Source organism: Staphylococcus sp. HMSC14D10 (assembly GCF_001808125.1).
GTDB classification, from domain to species: Bacteria; Bacillota; Bacilli; order Staphylococcales; family Staphylococcaceae; genus Staphylococcus; species Staphylococcus haemolyticus.
On record NZ_KV792272.1, the window covers coordinates 80,958 to 104,952 of the forward strand.

General features: G+C 31.7%; 17 protein-coding genes and 1 other RNA gene. 16 read left to right on the plus strand and 2 right to left on the minus strand.

The features are described 5' to 3' along the window. Nucleotide 1: 1 nt before the first annotated feature. From HMPREF3134_RS11190 to HMPREF3134_RS11220, 7 genes are all read left to right on the plus strand, one after another. On the plus strand, nt 2-1,204 hold the full coding sequence (locus HMPREF3134_RS11190) for a CCA tRNA nucleotidyltransferase (RefSeq protein WP_070442972.1): 1,203 nt from the start codon (nt 2-4) through the stop codon (nt 1,202-1,204). Next, on the plus strand, nt 1,191-2,162 hold the full coding sequence (locus tag HMPREF3134_RS11195) for a biotin--[acetyl-CoA-carboxylase] ligase (protein WP_070442975.1): 972 nt from the start codon (nt 1,191-1,193) through the stop codon (nt 2,160-2,162). Before HMPREF3134_RS11190 ends, HMPREF3134_RS11195 begins: the two co-directional genes overlap by 14 nt. A 32-nt stretch (nt 2,163-2,194) precedes the next feature. Beyond that, a complete protein-coding gene (locus HMPREF3134_RS11200) occupies nt 2,195-4,897 on the plus strand; it encodes a helicase C-terminal domain-containing protein (protein WP_070442978.1) in 2,703 nt (900 codons plus the stop codon). A 110-nt stretch (nt 4,898-5,007) separates the two neighbouring features. Further along, the gene (gene asnS / locus HMPREF3134_RS11205; RefSeq protein WP_070442981.1) at nt 5,008-6,300 is read left to right on the plus strand and encodes an asparagine--tRNA ligase; all 1,293 of its coding nucleotides are present in this window, start codon (nt 5,008-5,010) and stop codon (nt 6,298-6,300) included. An 89-nt stretch (nt 6,301-6,389) separates the two neighbouring features. Then, entirely contained in the window at nt 6,390-7,076 is a 687-nt protein-coding gene (locus HMPREF3134_RS11210; RefSeq protein ID WP_070442984.1) for a DnaD domain-containing protein, read from the plus strand. Further along, the gene (gene nth / locus HMPREF3134_RS11215) at nt 7,066-7,725 is read left to right on the plus strand and encodes an endonuclease III (protein WP_070442987.1); all 660 of its coding nucleotides are present in this window, start codon (nt 7,066-7,068) and stop codon (nt 7,723-7,725) included. The genes HMPREF3134_RS11210 and nth overlap by 11 nt, the downstream gene beginning before the upstream one ends. A gap of 4 nt (nt 7,726-7,729) precedes the next feature. Next, the gene (locus HMPREF3134_RS11220) at nt 7,730-8,059 is read left to right on the plus strand and encodes a YpoC family protein (protein ID WP_037550426.1); all 330 of its coding nucleotides are present in this window, start codon (nt 7,730-7,732) and stop codon (nt 8,057-8,059) included. A 163-nt stretch (nt 8,060-8,222) separates the two neighbouring features. Here the strand turns inward: HMPREF3134_RS11220 and HMPREF3134_RS11225 are convergent, their stop codons facing one another. After that, a complete protein-coding gene (locus HMPREF3134_RS11225; RefSeq protein WP_070442990.1) occupies nt 8,223-10,502 on the minus strand; it encodes a transglycosylase domain-containing protein in 2,280 nt (759 codons plus the stop codon). Beyond that, entirely contained in the window at nt 10,499-11,125 is a 627-nt protein-coding gene (recU, locus tag HMPREF3134_RS11230) for a Holliday junction resolvase RecU (protein WP_070442993.1), read from the minus strand. The genes HMPREF3134_RS11225 and recU overlap by 4 nt, the downstream gene beginning before the upstream one ends. Before the next feature lie 305 nt (nt 11,126-11,430). On the opposite strand from recU, the gene HMPREF3134_RS11235 reads away from it, so the two are divergent. From HMPREF3134_RS11235 to HMPREF3134_RS11275, 9 genes are all read left to right on the plus strand, one after another. Continuing rightward, complete coding sequence (locus HMPREF3134_RS11235; protein WP_070442996.1) at nt 11,431-11,769, plus strand: DUF1798 family protein; 339 nt, start codon at nt 11,431-11,433, stop codon at nt 11,767-11,769. Nucleotides 11,770-11,779: 10 nt separating this feature from the next. Further along, on the plus strand, nt 11,780-12,343 hold the full coding sequence (locus HMPREF3134_RS11240; protein WP_037550414.1) for an SLOG family protein: 564 nt from the start codon (nt 11,780-11,782) through the stop codon (nt 12,341-12,343). Between the two features lie 10 nt (nt 12,344-12,353). Beyond that, nucleotides 12,354-12,692, plus strand: coding sequence for a cell division regulator GpsB (gene gpsB / locus HMPREF3134_RS11245; protein ID WP_037550412.1), 339 nt, complete (start codon nt 12,354-12,356; stop codon nt 12,690-12,692). 133 nt (nt 12,693-12,825) lie between these two features. Then, nucleotides 12,826-13,209, plus strand: an RNA gene (gene rnpB, locus HMPREF3134_RS11250) — RNase P RNA component class B. Between the two features lie 113 nt (nt 13,210-13,322). Then, the gene (locus tag HMPREF3134_RS11255) at nt 13,323-14,456 is read left to right on the plus strand and encodes a THUMP domain-containing class I SAM-dependent RNA methyltransferase (RefSeq protein WP_037550409.1); all 1,134 of its coding nucleotides are present in this window, start codon (nt 13,323-13,325) and stop codon (nt 14,454-14,456) included. Nucleotides 14,457-14,621: 165 nt separating this feature from the next. Next, the gene (locus tag HMPREF3134_RS11260; protein WP_037537074.1) at nt 14,622-15,260 is read left to right on the plus strand and encodes an SDR family oxidoreductase; all 639 of its coding nucleotides are present in this window, start codon (nt 14,622-14,624) and stop codon (nt 15,258-15,260) included. A gap of 232 nt (nt 15,261-15,492) precedes the next feature. Beyond that, a complete protein-coding gene (locus HMPREF3134_RS11265; RefSeq protein WP_070442998.1) occupies nt 15,493-18,936 on the plus strand; it encodes a dynamin family protein in 3,444 nt (1,147 codons plus the stop codon). 16 nt (nt 18,937-18,952) lie between these two features. Beyond that, complete coding sequence (locus tag HMPREF3134_RS11270; RefSeq protein ID WP_070443000.1) at nt 18,953-19,831, plus strand: 5'-3' exonuclease; 879 nt, start codon at nt 18,953-18,955, stop codon at nt 19,829-19,831. 385 nt (nt 19,832-20,216) lie between these two features. After that, nucleotides 20,217-23,995 (plus strand): YSIRK-type signal peptide-containing protein (locus tag HMPREF3134_RS11275; RefSeq protein ID WP_141738642.1); only part of this gene is annotated, 3,779 nt, incomplete at its 3' end.

Genomic DNA, 23,995 nt, shown 5'->3' on the forward strand with positions numbered 1-23,995 from the left:
TATGGGAACAGAACTATTTAAACAAGCAAAACCCATTTTAGAAAAAATAGAACAACATGGATTTGAAGCATATTTCGTTGGTGGATCGGTGAGAGATTACTTAATGAACAGACCCATTCACGACATCGATATTACTACTAGTGCTACACCAGATGAAATAGAAAAAATATTTGACAAGACTATCCCAATCGGGAGAGAGCATGGCACTATAAATGTCGTGTATCAAGGAACAAATTATGAAGTAACAACCTTCAGAGCTGAAGCAGAGTATGTTGATCATCGTAGGCCTAGTGAAGTCTATTTCGTGCGTGATTTAAAAGAAGATTTACAACGTCGTGACTTTACAATTAATGCAATTGCCATGGATAAAAATTTTAATATTTATGACTATTTTGACGGTAATGCAGCATTAAATCAACATATTATTAAAACTGTTGGTGATGCTAAAGAACGGTTTAAAGAGGATGCATTACGCATTTTAAGAGGCTTACGCTTTCAATCCCAATTGAATTTTACTATAGAAGGTGATACTTTTGATGCGATGAAACATCAAATCGCAGATGTAGAACATTTATCTATAGAACGCATTGTCGTGGAATTAAAAAAATTAATTAAAGGTCAAAATGTAAGCCAAAGCTACCTAAACCTAATAGATTTGAATTTCTTTAATTATGTACCTTTCTTTAGAAGTCTTGATATGAAGCAAACTAAAGTTAATTTACCAATAAGCTTTGAATTATGGTTAGCAATATTAATGACTGTTGAACAAACAAATACTTCACTTTCTGACTTAAATATAAGCAACAATGAGAAAACTAAAATCAATCAATATCATAAAATAATGCTAGAGATGCCTCATGTTTCATCTAAAGATCAATTAAAATTATTCGTTTATAACTATGGTATGAATAATATTTTAGATATCATTGCTATTAATTCAATACTTGAAGACAATAACATTAAAGTAGCCTCTCCGTTAATATTTAATCTTCAATCAATAAAAGAAATTGATCAACATTTACCTATTAGAAGTCGTAGAGATCTAAACATTAATGGTGGAGATATACTTAGAATTACGTCTAAAAAAAGTGGCCCTTGGCTGAAAGAAGTTCTTAGACAAATAGAAAATGATGTGTTAACAAATAAAGTTCCAAATTTAAAAGATGAATTATTGAAGTGGGTGAAAGAGAATGTCAAAATATAGTCAAGATGTTATACGTATGTTATATATACATCAATCTGAATATATTTCGGGACAATATATTGCTGATCAGCTAAATATTTCTAGAGCAGCTGTTAAAAAAGTCATTGATCAATTAAAAAAAAATGGTTGCAAAATCGAATCTATCAATCATAAAGGCCACCAATTAAATGAACTCCCAGATAGTTGGTATAATGGTATCGTATCTTATATTTTAAAAAATTCACAACTAGCTTCGGAAATAAAAGTATTTGAAAGTGTTGAATCAACTCAGATTATTGCTAAGCAAGAATTGGTAGATAATAATAAGTCTATGATTATATTAAGTGACGAACAAACAAAAGGAAGAGGTCGATTTAATCGTAATTGGGCTTCTTCAAAAGGAAAAGGCTTATGGATGTCTCTAGTATTGCGTCCAAATGTACCTTTTTCAATGATCCCAAAATTTAACCTGTTTATTGCTTTAGGAATTAGGGATGCAATACAATCTTTCACGAATGATAAAGTCGAAATTAAATGGCCGAACGATATCTATATTGCTGATAAAAAAGTATGTGGTTTTTTAACTGAAATGATAGCAAATTACGATTCAATTGACGCTATTATTTGTGGTATAGGTATTAATTTAAACCACAGTGACAGTGATTTCTCTGATGATATTAAACAGAGAGCAACAAGCATTCGTTTACATAGTAATAATAAAATTAATCGATACTCATTTTTAGAAAAGCTCATTTCATCAATCGAAAAACGATATTCACAATTTTTAACAAAGCCTTTTACAGAAATTCGAAATGAGTATATTGAAGCCTCAAATATATGGCAACGCCAATTGCGTTTCACTGAAAACGACAAACAATTTATAGGTGAAGCAATCGATATTGATGACGATGGTTTCTTAATAGTTAGAGACGAAAATAATGAAGTTAGACGCCTTATTAGTGCGGATATAGATATATAATGCGAATGACATGAAGATAAGGAGAGTTAGTTATGGGACACACAAGTTATGCAGTTGTAGATTTAGAGACAACTGGCAATCAACTTGATTATGATGAAATTATACAAATTGGTATTACTTTTGTAAGTAACAATAAAATATCTGGGACTTATCATTCTATGATTCGTACTGATTTGGAAATTCCTCCATTCATCCAAGCGTTGACTTCTATTGAAGATACCATGTTAGAGCAAGCCCCTTATTTTCATGAAATTGCACAAGAAATTTACAAACAATTGAAAGATTGTGTGTTCGTTGCTCATAATGTTGATTTTGACTTAAATTTTATAAAACAAGCCTTTCAAAACTGTAATATAGATTTTGAACCTAAAAAGGTTCTGGATACGTTAGAATTATTTAAAATTGCTTATCCTACTGATAAGAGTTATCAACTTAGTGAATTAGCAGAGGCACACGACATACCCTTAGACAACGCACATAGGGCTGATGAAGACGCTACTACTACTGCATTACTAATGATTAAAGCCTTTCAAAAGTTCGAACAACTACCAATAGATACATTAAAACAACTCTATTATTTAAGTAAAAATTTAAAATATGACTTATTTAATGTCTTGTTTGAAATGGTACGTCAACATGAAAATTCACCTTTAGATAATCAATACGGTCAATTCGAACAAATAATTTATAAAAAGCAAATTGATTTAAAAGCACCTAAAACAACATTTAATGGATCACTTAAAGAATTGTATAGTGAAGTAGTTAAATCACTTAATCTAACATATCGTCCACAACAACTATATTTATCTGAAATCATCCTAGAGCAACTCATGCACAATGATAAAGCGATGATTGAAGCACCTTTAGGTAGTGGAAAGTCATTGGCATATCTTTTGGCGGCTTTGATGTATAACATTGAAACTGGACGTCATGTCATGATTTCGACTAATACTAAACTGTTGCAAAATCAACTTTTGCTAAAAGATATTCCGAGTATCAATCAAGCACTAAATTTTAAAATTAATGCCACACTTATAAAAAGTAAATCTGAATACATTTCACTTGGCTTAATTAGTCAGATTTTGAAAGATGAAACTACCAACTATGAAGTTAATATTTTAAAAATGCAATTATTGACCTGGATTATCGAAACGGAAACTGGAGATATTCAAGATTTAAATCTTAAAGGTGGCCAGAAAATGTATTTTGACCAAAAGATTGAAACTTATGTACCAGTTAGACATGATATACATTATTACAATTACATCAAACGAAATGCACATCATATTCAAATCGGAATCACTAATCATGCACATCTCATACACTCAGACCAAGAGAATTCAATTTATCAACTTTTCGATGATTGTATAATTGATGAGGCACATCGTTTACCTGACTATGCATTAAACCAAGTCACTAATGAACTCGATTATTCAGATTTAAAATATCAACTTGGTTTAATAGGAAAAAATGAAAATGAAAAATTATTAAAAGCGATTGATAAACTAGAACAACAACGAATTTTAGAACGTTTAGATATTGCACCGATTGATGTATTCGGATTAAAAATGAATATATCAGAAATACATGATTTAAATGAGCGTCTATTTAATCATATATTCGAAATCATTCAAAACTCTGACGTTTATGATGATGATATACATCGACACCATTATGTATTTGAATTTGATTCAACTCAGATACTTAAAGATTTGCATTTGATTGTTGATAAGATAAATAAGACATTAGAAATTTTTAATGGTATGACGCACAAAACAATTAAGACTTTACGCAAACAACTTTTATATATTAATGATACTTATCGAAATATAGAGCAGAGTTTAAAAGATAAACATACTGCGTACTTATCCATAAGGAATCTAACTCAAAAGTCAACTATTAAATTGATTGTTAAAGATTATGCAGTTCGTGATATTTTAACGACCCGTGTTTTAGATAAATTTAATTCATTAACATTTATTTCTGGAACATTGACGTTTAATCATAAGTTTGATGCCTTCAAAAATTGGTTTAAAGAAGATGTGCATTTTAACACGTATCAAGTTCCATCGACACTATCCAATCGCACGAATACGAATGTGTTTATTCCTAGTGATGTTAGTTCTTATAACTTCAAAAATATCGATGATTACGTAGCATCTATAGTGGATTATATTCAAGAATATGTAACAATCACTGATTCGAAATGTTTAGTATTATTTACAAGCTACCGTATGATGCACATGGTACAAGAGTTATTAAATGAATTACCCACTTTTGAAGACTATGTAGTACTTACACAACAACAAAATCAAAACTATAAAATTGTTCAACAATTTAATAATTTTGATAAGACAATTTTACTCGGCACATCAACGTTTTTCGAAGGTTTTGATTATCAAGCTAAAGGTATTAAATGTGTTATGATAGCTAAACTTCCATTTATGAATAAATACAATACGAAACATTGGCTTATGGATTCTGAATTTGATTCTACATTTAAGGACTATGTTTTACCCGACGCAGTTACTCGTTTTAGACAAGGTTTAGGTCGTTTAATTCGCAATGAAGATGATCAAGGGTTGATTGTCTCTTTTGATGATCGTCTTGTAAGCAGTAACTATAAAAACTTTTTTGCTCAAACTTTAGAAAATTATAAGCAAAAAAAGGGCGATATTAAACAATTTAGCAAACTTGTTAACAAAATCCAACATAATATTGATGCTAATAAATGATTCAAACTGTTATACATTGAGATAGCGTGTTCACATGCTAGAACTTCACAATTTATTTTGTTAAAATAAATAAGTATTGATTACAAAGAATGACAATTAGGAGATTGGTTATGAAAACAACGATTAAACAAGCTAAACAACATCTTAACCAAGAAGTGACTATTGGTGCTTGGTTAACAAATAAACGTTCAAGTGGCAAGATTGCCTTTTTACAATTACGTGATGGTAGTGGCTTTATGCAAGGTGTAGTGGTTAAATCAGAGGTTTCTGAAGAAACATTCCAACTAGCTAAAGAAATTACACAAGAATCATCACTTTATGTGACTGGTGTTATCACAGAAGATAACCGTTCAGATTTAGGCTACGAAATGCAAGTGAAATCAATTGAAGTTATTCACGAAGCACATGATTATCCAATTACACCTAAAAATCACGGTACTGAATTTTTAATGGATCATAGACATTTATGGTTGCGTTCAAAAAAACAACATGCTGTTATGAAAATCAGAAATGAAATTATTAGAGCGACATACGAATTCTTTAATGAAAATGGATTCACTAAAATTGATCCTCCAATCTTAACAGCAAGTGCTCCAGAAGGAACAAGTGAATTGTTCCATACTAAGTACTTTGATGAAGATGCTTTCCTTTCTCAAAGTGGTCAATTATATATGGAAGCAGCTGCAATGGCTCATGGTCGTGTATTCTCATTTGGACCAACTTTCAGAGCTGAAAAATCTAAAACTCGACGCCATTTGATTGAATTCTGGATGATTGAACCAGAAATGGCATTTACAAATCATGTGGAAAGTTTAGAAGTCCAAGAACAGTATGTATCACATGTCGTTAAATCTGTACTTAAAAATTGTCAATTAGAACTTAAAGCACTAGATAGAGATACGAGTAAACTTGAAAAGGTTTCAGCACCTTTCCCAAGAATTTCTTATGATGATGCAATTAAGTTCTTAAAAGAAGAAGGTTTCGATGATATTGAGTGGGGCGAGGACTTCGGTGCACCACATGAAACTGCTATTGCAAATCATTATGATTTACCGGTATTTATTACAAATTATCCAACTAAAATCAAACCATTCTATATGCAACCAAATCCAGAGAATGAAGAAACAGTTTTATGTGCTGATTTAATTGCACCAGAGGGTTATGGTGAAATCATTGGTGGTTCTGAACGTATTAATGATTTAGAATTATTAGAACAACGTATAGATGAACATCAATTAGACGCTGAAAGTTATAACTATTATTTAGACTTACGTCGTTATGGTAGTGTGCCACATAGCGGATTTGGATTAGGGTTAGAGAGAACTGTTGCTTGGATTTCTGGTGTGGAACACGTAAGAGAAACTGCTCCATTCCCACGATTATTAAATCGTTTATATCCATAAGTTCTAATCCCACATACCATATTAATTTACTCGTCCAGTCAGCATGTTGACTGGACGCTTTTTCAACTTTAAAGAGGGGGAATATCAATTTGAATAAAATTCAACTCAAAACACGTCCTGTCGTCGTTAGAAGAGAATTATTTGACCATTATAGTGAATTAGGACTGACAGAAAAAGATTTAATTATTTTAATTAAATTGATTTATGCCTCTGAAACAACAAATAAACAACCATCCATCGATGAGTTGAAATTAGGCTCAGATATGGAACCACGTGAAATAACTAGCATCATTCAGCATTTAATTCAAAGGGATTTATTACAACTTCATGTAAAAAAGGACGAAGAAGGTAAATTTACGGAATATATGAATTTAGATGGTTTCTATGAAAAATTAAGCAATATTTTATCTCAAGATCATTCAAAACAACTAACAAATCAAGCTCAACAAAATTTTAAAGACCTTTTCCAATATATAGAATCCTTGTTTGCTAGACCTATTTCACCATATGAAATTGAAACACTTAATCAATGGATTGACACAGACAAGCATGACTTTACTTTAATTAGAGCAGCGTTAGATGAAGCTTATAGTCATGACAAACTTAGTTTCAAGTACGTAGATCGTATATTGTTAAATTGGAAAAAGAATAATGTCACAACTACTGAAGAATCTAAGAAAATAAGAGAACAATTTAACAAGCCATCTATGACACATACGGTTAATCATATACCAAAATTTGATTGGTTAAATGGGGAGAAGTTAGATGATAAGTAAAAAGAAAGCACTAGAAATGATAGATATCATAGCTGATATGTTTCCAAATGCTGAATGCGAGCTCAAACATGATAATGCTTTCGAATTAACAATTGCAGTCCTTTTATCAGCTCAATGTACCGATAATTTAGTAAATAAAGTTACACGTACGCTTTTTCAAAAGTATAAAACGCCCCAAGACTACTTGAATGTGGATATCGAAGAACTGCAAAATGATATACGTTCGATTGGCTTATATCGTAACAAAGCGAAAAATATACAAAAGCTTTGTCAGTCACTACTCGAACAATTCAATGGTCAAATTCCTAGTACTCATAAAGAATTAGAAAGTTTAGCTGGAGTCGGTCGTAAAACAGCAAATGTTGTTATGAGTGTAGCTTTCGATGAGCCATCATTAGCAGTTGATACGCATGTTGAACGTGTTTCTAAGCGACTAGGAATTAATAGATGGAAAGATAATGTGACACAAGTAGAAGATAGATTATGTAGTATTATTCCAAAGGAAAGATGGAGTAGAAGTCATCATCAACTTATCTTCTTTGGTCGCTACCATTGTTTAGCTAGAAAGCCTAAGTGTGACATATGTCCCTTACTAAATGATTGTAGAGAAGGGCAAAAACGTATGAAAGGACAATTAAAGGAAGCTTGATTAAATGATTAATAAACAAGAATTTGATGAAATTGAAGAGTTACTTGATGAATACACTAAACAAAGAGCATTAAATTCATCAAACGCTAAGCCAGTAATCGATAAGTACTTTGATTTAATAATTCAATTTTTTAAAGAAATTAATGAAATTAAAACTATTGATTTCAAATTATTAGATCAATACCCAGTAGTTCCAATGAACTTTGAAGAACGCTATCGATATATGTTAGCTAGAAAATATCACTTTATGGGTTATAGTCAAATGAAGACTTTAAAAAATGAGTTAATTAAAATGAATGCGTCATACCAAATTAGAAGAAAGCGACAAAGTTAATACTATAACAGTAATTAGCCAGTAAAATGAGTTATTTAATTCATCTACTGGCTTATATTTATACTCAAATATTTAAGTTTGTATCAATGATTATAAAGAAAGGCAATTTCTATTTGATGTAATAGAAATTGCCTTCTTTTAATTATTTAACATTTCAAAAACACTATGAGGACTTTTTAAAATCGAAAATATTATTTAAATTAAAGATGTTTGAAAGTGTACTTCCGACAGTATTAGTACCTTGTGTTGTTGAATTATTGTTTGTAGTTCCTGAATTAGTATTGCCACTATTATTAGTGTTACTACTATTAGAATTACTTGAGTTATTTGAACTATTTGAGCTATTTGATGAACTTGAGCCACTGCTACCATTTACTTCACGATTAGTCGTGTTGTTATCTGGGTGACCACTTACTGATAAATTATCAGCGCTTGAGCCATTAACTGAATCTGGTTTCTTGAAGTCACCATCATCACTTGAAGTAATATCAGACATAACATCCTCATATAAATATTGTGGATATTCTTGTTCTGAGTGACCTAAGAATGAGTTAACGCCACCTTCTTTAATTTCACTGAAGCCCATCCAGATAGATATTGTGTATTTAGGTGTGAAACCATTTATCCAAACGTCTTTTGCAGCGTTATCAGGTAGGTTATATTGTTGGTTAATTTCAGTACCATAAGTACTTGTACCAGTTTTAGCACCCATAGTAACGCCTGATACGCCATGTCCATAGGCTGAACCATAGGCTTTGAATGTACCTGTAAGCATTTCAGCTAACATATAAGAAGTGTAGTCTTTCATAGCTTTATGACTTGTATGGTCAAACTCAATTGTGTCATCATCAGCTGTTACAACTTTTTGGATAGAATGTGCGTTATTGTAAGTACCGCCGTTAGCAATTGCTGCGAAAGCAGATGCTAATTGAGTAGGTGAGAACTCAGAAGCGCCACCACCAAGTACATCAGAAGGGCCAATGTCACTTTGATAATCTAATCCAACTTTTGATGCGAATTTCTTAGCTGCATTATCCCCAGCTTGTGAATTAACTTGTTGCCAAGTTTTAAGCGCTGGAATGTTGAAACTTTGTCTTAACGCATCATACGCAGTTACAGTACCATGTCCATTTCCATCATAGTTACGGAATGTACCACCATCTATTGAATAGCTTGATTCGTCTTGAATTGCATGATTCGTAGCCCATTGCATGTTTTCAATAGCTGGACCATAAGCTAAGAACGGTTTCAATGATGAACCAGTTAAATGCGCATCAGTTGCAGCGTTATTGTCAACAACGTCCTTGAAGTTACGACCTCCAGAAATTGCAACTAAGCCACCAGTCTTACTATCAAGAATTGTAGAACCAACACGTTGGTCTTCATTTTTATAGTAATTACCGTTGTCTATACGATCTTGTAATGTTTTTTGAACATCTTTGTCCATATTTGTATAAATCTTAATTCCACTTTGAAGAACATCACTCAAGTTTTTATTCTTGAATTCTTTATTGTTCATCAATTCAGATTTAACAAAGTTCACATATGAATCGTATTCTGAATCAGAGTTATCAGTGCCAATTTGACGTTCCTTAGTCGTACGATCTACTAAATTAGCTTTTAAATTAATTTTCTTAGCGGCATTATACTCTTTATCAGAAATTCTTTTGTGATAATGCATTAAGTAGAGTACAGTGTTTTTACGATTTTCCGCTTGTTTAGGGTTGTCGTAAATATTATAAAGGTTAGGCACCTGTGGTAAACCTGCTAAATATGCTTCTTCCGCAAGATTTAAATCTTTCAAATCTTTATTGAAGTAATATCTAGCTGCAGCTTTAACGCCATAAACACCATCTGAATAATAAATTTTATTTAAGTACATTTGGAAGATTTCATCTTTACTGTACTCTTGTTCTAGACGGTAGGATAGGTAAGCTTCTTGTGCTTTACGTCCGATAGATTTCTCTTCACTTAAGAATGCTCGTTTAACTACTTGTTGTGTTAAAGTAGATGCACCTTGTGAACCAAATCCACCAGTCAAGTTTTTACCAATGGCACCAAATAAACGTTTATAGTCAATTGCACCGTGGTCATAGAATCGGTTATCTTCAGTTGCTAGCACAGCATTTCTCATATTTTTAGGAACATCTTTTAACTCAACATGTTCTCTTCTTGCGCCGTTATCTAATTTTTTTACTAAATCACCATTTTTGTCGTAAATTTCTGCCGGTTTAGGATCTTGTAATTTAGATTCGGTAAATGCAGGAGCTTTCCATGCATAATACGCAAATAATAAAATGCCTAATAGAACTAAAACGATAAAGGCAATTAATAAAAAGCCAATAATCTTGATAATCGTTCTTTTCACATTCTTATTCTTTTTTGCTTTGGACTTCCCATTTTTACCATTTTTAGGTTGAGAAGATCCTTTATTTTCCGTCATACGCGGTCCTCACTTTCATCTAATATCAACTTATCAACTGCATTGAGGTAATTTAATCTTGGTTGATACTGATAAGGAATATAGTAACTATTTTTTCTTATTTCTTCAACTGTTATTGATTTTTTTATTTCATTTTTATATCTATCCCAATATTTTTGGAATTTGGAAAATGGCAATAAATATACTTCATCAAGTAATTTAAATCTTATAATTAAAAATACAATTCCTTTTTGAAGAAATACATTTTTCATATGTTCTACTTGATGATCATGAATATTATTCAAAGGAAAAGATGTTTTATTTTTAGTTTCCTTTGCTTCAAAATCAATATAATAACCATTATAAATGCCATTATAATCTGTAGTTGAAGGTGTACGAAAGTAAGCCTCATTTATAACTGCTTTACTTCGCTTGGGATAATGAACATTAACGATTTGAACAGGTGTTGGTTTTTTATGGATAACCGCTTTACCATGTTTTAAATAATAATCATTTGAAAGTTCAATATCCTTTTCAAGAGTCATACCACGTCCACCATATTCTATATTACTAAAATTCGATTTACCATTTCTTCCGACCATAGTCGTATTTCCCTTAAAAGGTTTTCCATTAGGGTAATTCATTTAATTCACCACACAAGTTTGAATTCATATAATAGTGGTTATGTAAAACTTACACTAACTAATACTATTAATAATCATTTATGAAAAATGATTATATGTTCAAACTATGATAGATAATAATAAAAATAGACAAATAAGTATTTAATCTTATCTATGAATTTCATTATTAATCTACTTTATTTTAACGTTAATTAACTAGTAAAACAATATTTCAATGTATTTATCCTGTTTATATAGATAGCAATTTAAATGACGGTTAGTTTAAATTATGATAAATTAAATTAAATATAAGGGGGGGCGTCTTCATGGATACTATGTTGATAAATGATTTAATCAATGAATTACATACAATAGAAGATCGCTATAATATTGTTAAAAATTCCGAGACGAACTTTGATTTTTATGAAGTAGTTTACCCTTATTCGCAAGCGATAGACACTAAGTTAGAAAATCTCATTAAATTAAAACCCCAGATTATTCATTTGAGTTATATGAATGCTAATAAGTTTGATTTACTAATTAAGTCATATAAAGAATTATCAGTAGATTGTCACTTTTATAGAACAAGCAAAAAGCTTTTTAATGAGAAGTTAAAAGCTGTTAACTACGATTTAAATTATATTTATCAAACTATTGAAGGGTGATGTTGAGCATTTGAAAACTGTGTATGTAACAGGGTATAAATCTTTTGAACTAAATATATTCAAAGATGACGCACCTGAAGTATATTATTTAAAAGCTTTTATCAGACATAAATTATTACAATATATTGATGAGGGGCTTGAGTGGGTACTTATTCAAGGTCAACTTGGTATTGAATTATGGACTGCTGAAGTAGTTATTGATTTGCGAGTTGAGTATCCCGATTTAAAATTAGGAATTATAACGCCTTTTTATGGGCATACTTCTAAGTGGAATGAACAGAATCAAATGAAGTATAATAAAATTGCTCAAGAAGCTGATTTTATGGAAAGTGTACATCATACCGAATATGAAGGACCATATCAATTTAAACAAACAGATCAGTTTATGTTAGATCATACAGATATGACTATACTTATATATGATGAAGAGCAAGAAGGAAGCCCAAAATTCTTTAAAAGGATGTTAGTTGATTTTATAAATAAAACAAACTATACTTGTGATATTGTGGCATTTGATGAACTCACTGATTTTATAAATGATATGCAGTGGGAGCAAGTTCAAAGTTTCGAATGAGGTGGAAAAAATGGCAGATGTTTCTTTAAAGCTTTCAGCAAAAGATATCTATGAAAAAGATTTCGAAAAAACTATGGCCCGTGGTTATCGTCGTGAGGAAGTAGATGCTTTTTTAGATGATATCATTACAGATTATCAAAAAATGGCTGATATGAATAATGAAGTTGTAAAATTGTCTGAAGAAAATAACAAATTAAAAAAAGAAGTTGAAGAATTAAGACTAAGAGTGGCAACAACAAGACCTTCTGACAATAAATCGTTTTCTTCAAACAACTCAAGTTCATCAAACAATAATGTTGATATTTTAAAAAGAATTTCAAATTTAGAAAAAGCTGTTTTTGGAAAGTAATCTAACTTAGCTTAATTAATGAATGTTATCAATTGGATATTTTTTGTCTAATAATAAGTATTCAATTAACAACAGATATTCTTTAAAAATATCTGTTATAGTATAAAAAATTATGATATAATCGCAAAAGTGATATTTTGGGTAATCGCTATAGAAATATAGAGGAAAGTCCATGCTCACACAGTCTGAGATGATTGTAGTGTTCGTGCTTGATGAAACAATAAATCAAGGCATTAATTTGACGGCAACGAAATAACCTAAGTCTTATGATATGGTTAAATTAGTTTGAAAGTGCCACAGTGACGTAGCTTTCATAGAAATATGAAGGGTGGAACGCGGTAAACCCCTCGAGTGAGCAATCCAAATTTGGTAGGAGCACTTGTTTAGCGGAATTCAACGTATAAACGAGACATCTTTATTCGGAATATAAAGATTTGTAGACAGATGGTTACCACCGACGTACCAGTACAACTAGTGTACGTTATGAGTACAACGGTACAGAACATGGCTTACAGAAATATCATGAACTAGTTTAGCTCTCCCATTGATTGGAGAGCTTTTTATTTTTTTACTCATACATAATAAATTTTGTTAACATATAAATATATCTATAAAAAAGGAGAAAACGTAATGTTCCAATTATTAGCAGTTTGTCCAATGGGATTAGAAGCTGTTGTAGCCAAAGAAATCCAAGAACTCGGTTATGAAACACAGGTTGAAAATGGACGTATCTTTTTTGAAGGTGATGCTAAAGCTATTGTGCAATGCAATTTATGGTTACGCACAGCTGATCGTATTAAAATTGTTGTAGGCCGTTTCAACGCTACAACATTTGATGAACTTTTTGAAAAAACAAAATCGCTACCTTGGGAAAACATTATTGATAAAGAAGGGCAATTCCCAGTTCAAGGTAGAAGTGTTAAATCAACATTATATAGTGTACCAGACTGTCAAGCTATTACTAAAAAAGCGATTGTTGAACGTTTAAAAAAAGCTTATGATGAAAAAGGCTGGTTAAATGAATGTGGTGCTAAATACCCTGTTGAGGTAGCTATTTTAAAAGATAATGTATTATTGACTATCGATACCTCAGGTTCAGGTTTGAACCGTCGTGGATATCGTATTGCTCAGGGGGAAGCTCCTATTAAAGAAACGTTGGCAGCGAGTCTGGTACGACTTGCCAATTGGAAGGGAGATACGCCTTTTATAGATCCTTTCTGTGGTTCAGGTACTATTGCCATAGAAGCATGTTTAATCGCTCAAAATATTGCACCAGGCTTCAATCGAGATTTTGTTTCTGAAGAATGGAATATTATGCCTCCCAATATTTATGATGATATGCGAGATGATGCTGATCAACAAGCTAATTACGATAAAGACATTCAAGTATTTGCATCAGATATAGATCCTGAAATGGTTGAAATTGCTAAGCGTAATGCTAAAGAAGTCGGTTTGGCAGATATAATCCAATTTAGTGTTAAAGATGTGAATACATTAACAATTGATACCGATGAATCAGTAGCTTTAGTTGGAAACCCTCCATATGGTGAACGAATTGGAGATAGGGAAGAAGTCGAAGAAATGTATCGTTATATTGGTAAATTAATGAATCAACATTCACATTTATCAACTTACATCTTGACTAGTAACAAGGAATTTGAATTTTTAGTTAATCGAAAAGCTACTAAAAGAAGAAAATTATTTAACGGCTATATTGAATGTACTTATTATCAATATTGGGGTAAAAAGCCAACTACTATATAATTTTTATTAAATTTGTAAATTTTTCTTAATGTAGCTAATAATATTTAATTAATTTAATCAATTCATTAGCACTCTTATTATTACTGATGTAAAGTGATAGTAAGAGTGTTAAATATAGATACAAATACATAAATTTATATACATCTTAGTTAGGAGAGAAATAATATGCAAACAGTATTAATAATAGGCGCAAATGGTAAGGTCTCTATCGAGGCTACTAAAATATTTTTAGAGGATTCTAATTTTAATGTAGATTTATTTTTAAGAAATGCGCATCGAATTCCTGATTACGCATCAAATCGAGTAACAGTTTATGAAGGCGATGCAAAAAACTCAAAAGATTTAGAGCAAGCACTTGATAAAGTTGATGTTGTATTTGCTAGTCTATCTGGTTCATTAGATATCGAAGCACAAGCTATTGTAGATGCTATGTCTAAAAAAGATGTTAAACGATTAATCTTTGTAGCTGCCCCTGGTATTTACGATGAATTACCAGCTAAATTTAATGAATTTAATAAATCTCAATTTGGAGAGAAATTGACAAAATATCGTAAAGCTGCAGATATTATTGAAGCATCAACATTAGATTATACAATTATTCGTCCAGCATGGCTTACATTTAAAAATGAGACAGATTACGAAGTTACATCGAAGGATACTCAATTTAGAGGAACAGAAGTTTCAAGACGCAGTATTGCAAGTTTAGCTGTACGTATAGCGAAAAACCCAGAATTATATTCTAAAGAAAACATAGGTGTTAATAAACCAAACACTGATGGAGATAAACCAGCTTGGTTCAATTAACTATTCTTTATATTTGTTTCAAACTATTGTTGTGATAAAATTTAATAAATAGGTAGCGAGTCAGAAATAAAAATTAAAGTTTTTACTTTAGTAAGTATAATTTTTGTTGAATAAACTTAAACAGTATATTTAATTTTAAATCTGCCTACCCGATTAAGAATAGCCTGTTACATTAAGTATGTCTCAGGCTGTTACTTTTTTATTTGAATGTTTGAAACAAAGGGGACTTAGCATGGCTAATAATGAACAATTAGATGTTTTATATAAATTAAAAAAAGAAGTTGAAAAATCAAAAAATTCAACTTTAATACATACTATTAATCAAGTAATAAAAAAGGTATATTTAAATCAATATACCGCTTCTTTTGTTGGTCACTTTTCAGCGGGGAAATCTACATTAATTAACTTATTATTAGAACAAGATATTCTTCCAAGTTCACCAGTACCTACCACTAGTAATACTGCAATCGTATCAGTTGCAGACAAACAAGAAATTATAGCTAATTTAGAAAATCAACAATATACAAAATTAAAAACATATGACGAAGTCAAAAAAATGAATCGTTTAAATGTAGATGTAGAGTCTGTTGAAATTAATTTTCCTTCTTCAAAATTCAAAAATGGTTTTACGCTTCAAGATACACCTGGGGTAGACTCAAACGTAACTACACATCAGTCTACAACTGAACAATTCATGTATACAAGCAACATTTTGTTCTATACAGTAGATTACAATCATGTACAATCTGCATTAAATTTTCAATTTATTAAAAGAATGAATGATGTAGGTATACCAGTCATTTTTATCATTAATCAAATCGATAAACATAATGAAGATGAAATTACTTTTGAAACTTTCAAACAAAGAGTCAATAAATCAATAGAAGATTGGGATATTAAACTTACAGATATTTTCTATGTAACAAAATTCGATCATCCCGAAAATGAACTTTCACGTCTCTCTCAATATTTAATACAGAATGATAATTATAGAGAACCTATTGAGGATTATGTAAATCGTACAGCTAAGTTTATTACAGAAGCTCAATTAGGATATATTCAAAATGAACTACAAGATATTCTAGAACAGCTTAATATAAATGAAGATGAATTTGAACAAGCCTATGCTAAATTTCAACAAAATCAAGCCGTTAGTGAAGAAGCTCGACTCTTAAATAATCCTGATCAATTATTAAGTTTTTTAAAACAAAAGCGAAAAGATATATTAGATAATGCATACATTATGACACATGACATGCGTGAAGATATTAGACATTATCTTGAAAGTATGAGTGATGATTTTAAAGTTGGCGGCTTTTTAAACAAAAAGAAGAAAAAGCAAGAGGAACAAGAAGCACGCTTACAGAATGTTGTTTCTAAACTTCAAGACAAAGTTAATCAACAAATTCGACAACCCTTACGAGAGGACATGTCATTTTTAACGCGTTTTATTAATAACTCCGAAGTTAATCATGATGTATTAAATCAACATTACGAAATAGATTCAAGTTTAATTTCCAATTTATATCAACCTCAAACGAGTATAAGTAATACTTATGTACTTACTTTTAGTGATGAAGTGCTTAAAGCTATTACTAATTTTGTAGAAAAACAATCCAATCCGTTATTTAATCAAGCGATTGATCATACACAAGCGCAAGGTTTAACTGAAGAAACTAATGATGATCTACAGATATATGAGCATTATATTGAATTACAAAATTTAAAAGAATCTCTAACAACTAAAAATTATCAACATTATTATATCCATATGGATGACTCTTTAGATAAATTAATAGGAAGAACTGAAGCAAACTATATTTTAGAAAACAATGATCAAGTTTTAGAAAAAGATGAGAGAGCGTCTGATGAAAATTTAAATGAGTGTAATACTAAAAAGGTTAACATTCAAGAAGCATTAAACATTATTGAACCTGTACCATTATTTGATAGAACAAAAAATGATATTAAAGATACATTAAAACGATTAGAAAATAAACTTGTCAAAATTGGTGTATTTGGTACATTCAGTGCAGGAAAAAGTAGTTTAATTAATGCCTTATTAGGTGGGCAATACTTAGTAAGTTCACCAAATCCTACAACTGCAGCTACGACTGAATTATCTTACGGTGAGGATAGTCAAATCACACTTAAAACTGAAGAACAACTATTAAATGAACTTAATCAACTCATTGAATACCATAATGTTTCTTTCGAATCACTCGAAGCATTTGTCCAATCTGATGTACCACAATTAAAAAACAAATTAGAAAAGAACCAACTTGCTTTTGTAAGTGCAGTTCACAAACATTTTTCTATGTATAAAGATATGTTGGATGAAGGTGTGAAACATACGATTTCTCAAGAGGAAATAAAAAAATGGAGTGCTGAAGATGAGTTTGCTACTTTTGTTAAAACCGTGCACATCAATTTACCATTAGAATGGTTGAAAGGAAAAATAATCGTTGATTCACTAGGCTTACATTCAAACAATCAACGTCATACAAACGAAACTGAACAAATTTTAACTTCATCCGATTTAATTTTATATGTGAGTTATTTTAATCATTCATTTACAGATAATGATAAAAACTTCATCGAACATATGAAAGAGATGAATCAACTTAATGAAAATCAAGCATTCAAAATGGTTATCAACGCTGTAGACCTTGCTGAAAACAGTGATGATTTAGCTGCGGTAAAACATTACGTTAAAGATGCTTTAACTCAAGTAAACTTGAAGTCAGATATCTTTGGTGTTTCAAGTAGACAAGCATTGAGAGGGAACGATGAAGGTATTAATCAGCTGCGTCATAGCATTGACCAATTTGTAGAAGTTGATTCAAATATAATTTTAGAGCAACAAATGGTTAAACAACTTGAGCAAATCAATATTTCTTTCGAAGAGATGATTCATGATTATAAAACTAACCAATCTCATATTGAACAACGTCAGCAACAATTGAAGAAATATCAAAATGAACAAAGGTTACCAAATCAATTGCTATTTACTACAGATCAACATACTAATAATGAAGTTGAAGATCAGATTTATCATTTAAATGGCAGATTAAAATTACAATTATTGGATGATGTTAAAAGTATATTTAATAGTCAGATGACTCAAAATAGTGATTTTAATGATGAAAAGAAAATTTCTTCTAAAGCATTTTTAGATCAAATACATCAACGACTATATTTAGAACAAAGTTTATTAGTTGAACGAATCAAGAAATATTATAACCGTCAACTTAGCGAACAAGTCGCACCGACAATCCAAAAATTAAATCAATTGCATGTATTTATTAATTCAGATTTTTCAATTATGCCTAATTTTACCGAAAAGGCATTCTTGCGTGTTGATTTAAATGACATGATTAATGCTTTACCTAAACAATTAACGAAACGTCGAATTTTGAATCCAAATACTCAACGAGAGTTACAAGAACAAATCAGTTCAAATACGTTAGAGTTATTACAAAATCAAATTAGTGAATTTAGACAGGCATTGATTCAGTATGTTGCTTCGATGAATAAAGAAGCTGAAGAGAAATTTGCGCAAATTGAGGATGCAATTCAAGATCAAATCGATGAATTATTATCATTTAATTTAGACAATACATTAATCGAGCAATTACGTATTGCGAATCAAAAATTAAACGCACTATTAAAATAGAAGGAAGTCACAAAATATGAAAAATCGTGTCCTATTAGTAGATGGAATGGCTTTATTATTTAGACATTTCTATGCTACAAGTTTACACAATCAATTTATGTATAATTCAAAAGGTATACCAACTAACGGAATTCAAGGTTTCGTTAGACATATCTTCACAGCAATAAATGAAATCAATCCTAGTCATGTAGCTGTATGTTGGGATATGGGACAATCCACTTTTAGAAATGATATGTATACCAACTATAAGCAAAATCGTCCAGCACCACCAGAAGAGCTTATTCCACAGTTTGACTACGTCAAAGAAATTTCAGACCAATTTGGATTTATAAATGTTGGAATGACTAATTATGAAGCTGATGATGTGATAGGAACTTTGGCAAAAACATTTTCTGATAATAACGAGGTCCACATCATCACTGGAGATAAAGACTTATTACAATGCATTAATAATAATGTAGAAGTTTGGTTAATAAAGAAAGGATTTAATATTTATAATCGTTATACTTTAACTCGTTTTAATGAAGAATATCAGTTAAATCCACAACAATTAATTGATATTAAAGCATTTATGGGTGATTCTGCAGACGGATATCCTGGTGTTAAAGGTATAGGTGAAAAAACAGCTCTTAAATTGATTCAAACCTATGGAAGTGTTGAGAATGTATTATCCAATATTGAACAATTGACTCCTGGACAACGTAAGAAAATTGAAGCAGATAAGTATAATTTAACTTTGTCAAAAAAGTTAGCCGAAATATTTACTGATGTGCCACTAAATAGCATGGAAATTTATAGAGATATGTCTTATGCACATTCACTTAACCACATACTTTCAATTTGCAACGAACATGAACTTTATGTTTCTGGAAAATATATATCAACAAAATTATAATTTAGTACAAAGACTCAAGACCTATAATGTGTTTTGAGTCTCTTTTTCAACTAATTTATAACGGTTCTCAATATTTATATTTTTTATTTTATTAAATTAAAATCTATTTCACACTCAATTAAATTAATGATACAATTAAATAGAACAACTACTGAATTGTTCATTTCATAATGATAATTGAAATTAACACCCGAGGGGAGTTGTGAAACTTTTGTCGAGCAATTTTTTATGTTCTAATGACTGAAAAAATTAAGACAATAAATATGGTAACTTAATTATCAATCCATTTGATATTGAGCTATGTGTTATCGGAATTACTTTTTCAAAACTACTCATAACATCAACATCAAGAATATACAACATAGAATAGGAGAGAAGCACATCAATGAATCATCGAGATAAACTGCAAAAGTTCAGTATTCGAAAGTATGCAGTGGGAACTTTCTCAACATTAATCGCCACGTTAGTATTTTTAGGAACGCATACTGATCAAGCCCATGCGAGTGAATATACCAATACGACAGTTGAAAAAGCACAGCAAAATACTGAACCACAAGCATCCCGAGACAATAATAGTAATCCAAATGATGCAATAACAATTCAAAATGATCAAACTCCTGATCAAGCTGCAGAAATCAATAAGCAATCAAAAGAAAATGACAAGATAACTACAGAAAAAAATGCAATAGAAACTCAAACAAGCGAAAAAGAAATTACTAATTTGACATCAACATCTATTAAAGAAAAGATGGAAGAAAGATCGCCAGTCACTAAAGATGAAAAAACAAATGAACTGAAAGAAAAATCTTCATCGATCGTAGGGACGCAATCTTCGAATCAAAGTAACCATGATGATAAGCTAGACACACCTAAAGAATCTAAGTCGGATAACAAACAGAAAATTGATGACAAAAACATTTCTAAACTGACTAATCTTACTCAAGAAATTCAAAGTAAATTATTAGAAGTTGAAACTATAGAACCTTCAAATCCTCATATTGAAGAAGCGAAAAAATTAATTGTAGAAAGTAGTCGTTTCACTCAATCTAGTAATGTCTCGCAACAATCACTTCTAGAATTAGTTACAAGATTAGAGCGAACGCGTAATTCATTAGCAAATGTGATTACTCGTTCTCATTCAGGTAAACGCGATCCAAGAAACGGTCAACAAATTGAAAAGGGTACTAATTTTAGATTTACAACTTTAAATGGTCGTTGGAATGCCGGTAGAAACGTCATTGTGTACCAACGTAACTATGCCTCATTACCTGATGGTAGGGCGTTAGGTACTGGTCAACAAGTTAATGGTGTGGAAAATATTACATCTAGAAAGACCGTAATGCGTGCTTATTATAAACGTGATGGAAATTCAAAATACTTAGTTTATGATGTTTTCTTCAACAATGATGGATTTAATTTCATTCCACGTGGTTCTCAACATCGTCTAGGTATGACATTGCTATTACCATATAAAGTAATGAAATTAAATTCAGATGGCTCATTTTCGAGTGATTCAGTTAGAAATCTATCTTATACTGCTTATGAAAGAAGAAGTGGTAGTAACAGTCTATTGAGTGAGTCACCGAGCGATTTTATCATTGATCCAGATAACAGTACTCAAATGTTTGATATGCTAAATAGCAATCAACATGACTTTGGTCACACAACATTTTATCTCAGTTATGGTGTTCGTCCTGGCAGAAGTTATAATTCTGATGCGAACGAATATTTCCACTCAAATAGAAATAATCCTGATTTGAGAAGAGCAGTCGAAGACCAAAGAGGCATTTTCAGTGGTTGGAACTATGGAATTGGTATTCAAGTGGATCCCAACCATCCAGAAGGTGCAAATCGCGCTTATCACATGCATCTTGAAGTTAAATTAAGAGATAATGTGACGAATGCAGAATTGGAAAACGCTTGGTCATATGCCAACACAGCAGCAATGGGTGGTACAAGTAAAACTGCCTATACTGTTTTATCAGGTCGTTTATTACCTGAAGATAGTGCATTAACTTCTATCGAAAATCAGCCGCCATTAAAACCAACTATTAACTCTAATTTAGTAGGTAAAGCAACAACAACTTCTGTCATCGACGTTTCTACTGATCCGAGTACTAAAGTAGAAATTTTCGATAAAAATGGCAATAAAATTGGTACAGGTACTACAGGTTCTAATGGACATGCTTTCATTACGCCAACTCGTCCTATACCTGAAGGTAATGTCACTGCAAAAGCTTATAATCACAGTGATGAATCAAAAGTTTCAACATCCGATCCTAAATTTGCAACTGACACGATCCCACCTACAACACCAGTCATTAACACTCGATTAGTATATAAAGCTGGTACATTAACACCGATTGATGTTTCTACTGATCCAAACACACATGTTGCATTAATTGATAAAAATGGACGTATTTTTGGAGCAGGTACAACGGATGCTAGTGGTCATGTGATTATTACGCCAGATCGAGTTATTCCTGAGGGAAATGTGACTGCGAAAGCTACAGATAATGCTTTACATCCGAATAGTTCTGTTTCGATTCCTGTTCAAGCGACAACACTTATACCTGTAATGAAACCAGTCATTAACACAGATGTTGCAGGTAAAGCTTTCTCTACACCAGTTATCGACATTACATCTACACCAAATACGCGAGTAGAACTATTAGATAAAAATAATAATGTCATCGGTCGTGGAATTACTGGTTCTAATGGACATGTGAATATCACTCCAGATCATTATCTTTTCGAAGGTAATATCACTGCAAAAGCATATGATCAAACTGATGCAACTAATAATGCAACATCTGATCCAAGACACGTTACTGATACAACACCACCTAGAAAACCAGTAATTAATACTAATTTAGTAAATAAAGTGGGTACGAGAACACCTATTGATGTTTCTACAGATGTTATGACTAGAGTGGAAATTTTTGATGAAAATGGAAAAAGTTATGGTTTAATTCTTACTGGAATAGACGGCCACGGTATTGTTACGCCAACAGCACCACTACCTTTAGGTAAAATCTACGCACGCGCTACAGATGGTGCAGAGACACCTAACTCAATAGACTCTGATCACGTATCAGTAACAGATACTATTCCACCAACAGTTCCAACTGTCGATACAGATTTAACTGGTAAAGCAACAACTTTAACACCGATTACTGTTACTACAGATCCAAATACACGAGTGGATTTAATTGATAAAAATGGGCACATTATAGGTACAGGTACGACTGACGGAAATGGTCATATAATAATCACTCCTACAACACCTATTGTAGAAGGTAATGTGATTGCCAAAGCGTATGACCCTGCTAACAACGTTTCAACGTCTGCACCTAGAAAAGCGACGGATACTACACCACCAACTAAACCTAGAGTCACTTCACCATTAGTTGGAAAAGCAGGTACGACTGATCCGATTACAGTTACAACTGATCCGAATACGAATGTTCAATTATTAGATAAAAATGGGCAAATCATAGGTACCGGAACAACAGATAGTTCAGGTCGAGTGTCAATTACACCTACAAGACCTATTCCGGAAGGTAATGTCACTGCCAAGGCTATAGATAATGCAGAACATCCGAATAGTTCTACATCTGATCCGGTTAAAGCAACTGATACAACGCCTCCAACTAAACCTAGAGTTTCAACACCACTAGGTGGAAAGGCGACAACTTTAACACCAATTGAAGTTATTACGGACCCTAATACGAATGTTCAATTATTAGACAAGGATAACAATGTTATTGGTTCTGGGACTACAGGAGCTAATGGACATGTCACTATAACGCCAACTCGTCCTATTCCAGAAGGTAATGTTACCGCCAAGGCTATAGATAATGCAGAACATCCGAATAGTTCTACATCTGATCCAGTCAAAGCAACGGATTCGACGCCACCGACTAAACCTAGAGTGACAACACCTTTAGCTGGAAAGGCGACTACTAAAACACCGATTGAAGTTATTACGGATTCGAATACAAGCGTACAACTTTTAGATAAAGATGGTCGTGTGATTGGTTCGGGTACGACTGGTGCTAATGGACGTGTTACAATCACGCCAACTCGTCCTATTCCGGAAGGTAATGTTACTGCCAAGGCTATAGATAATGCAGAACATCCGAATAGTTCTACATCTGATCC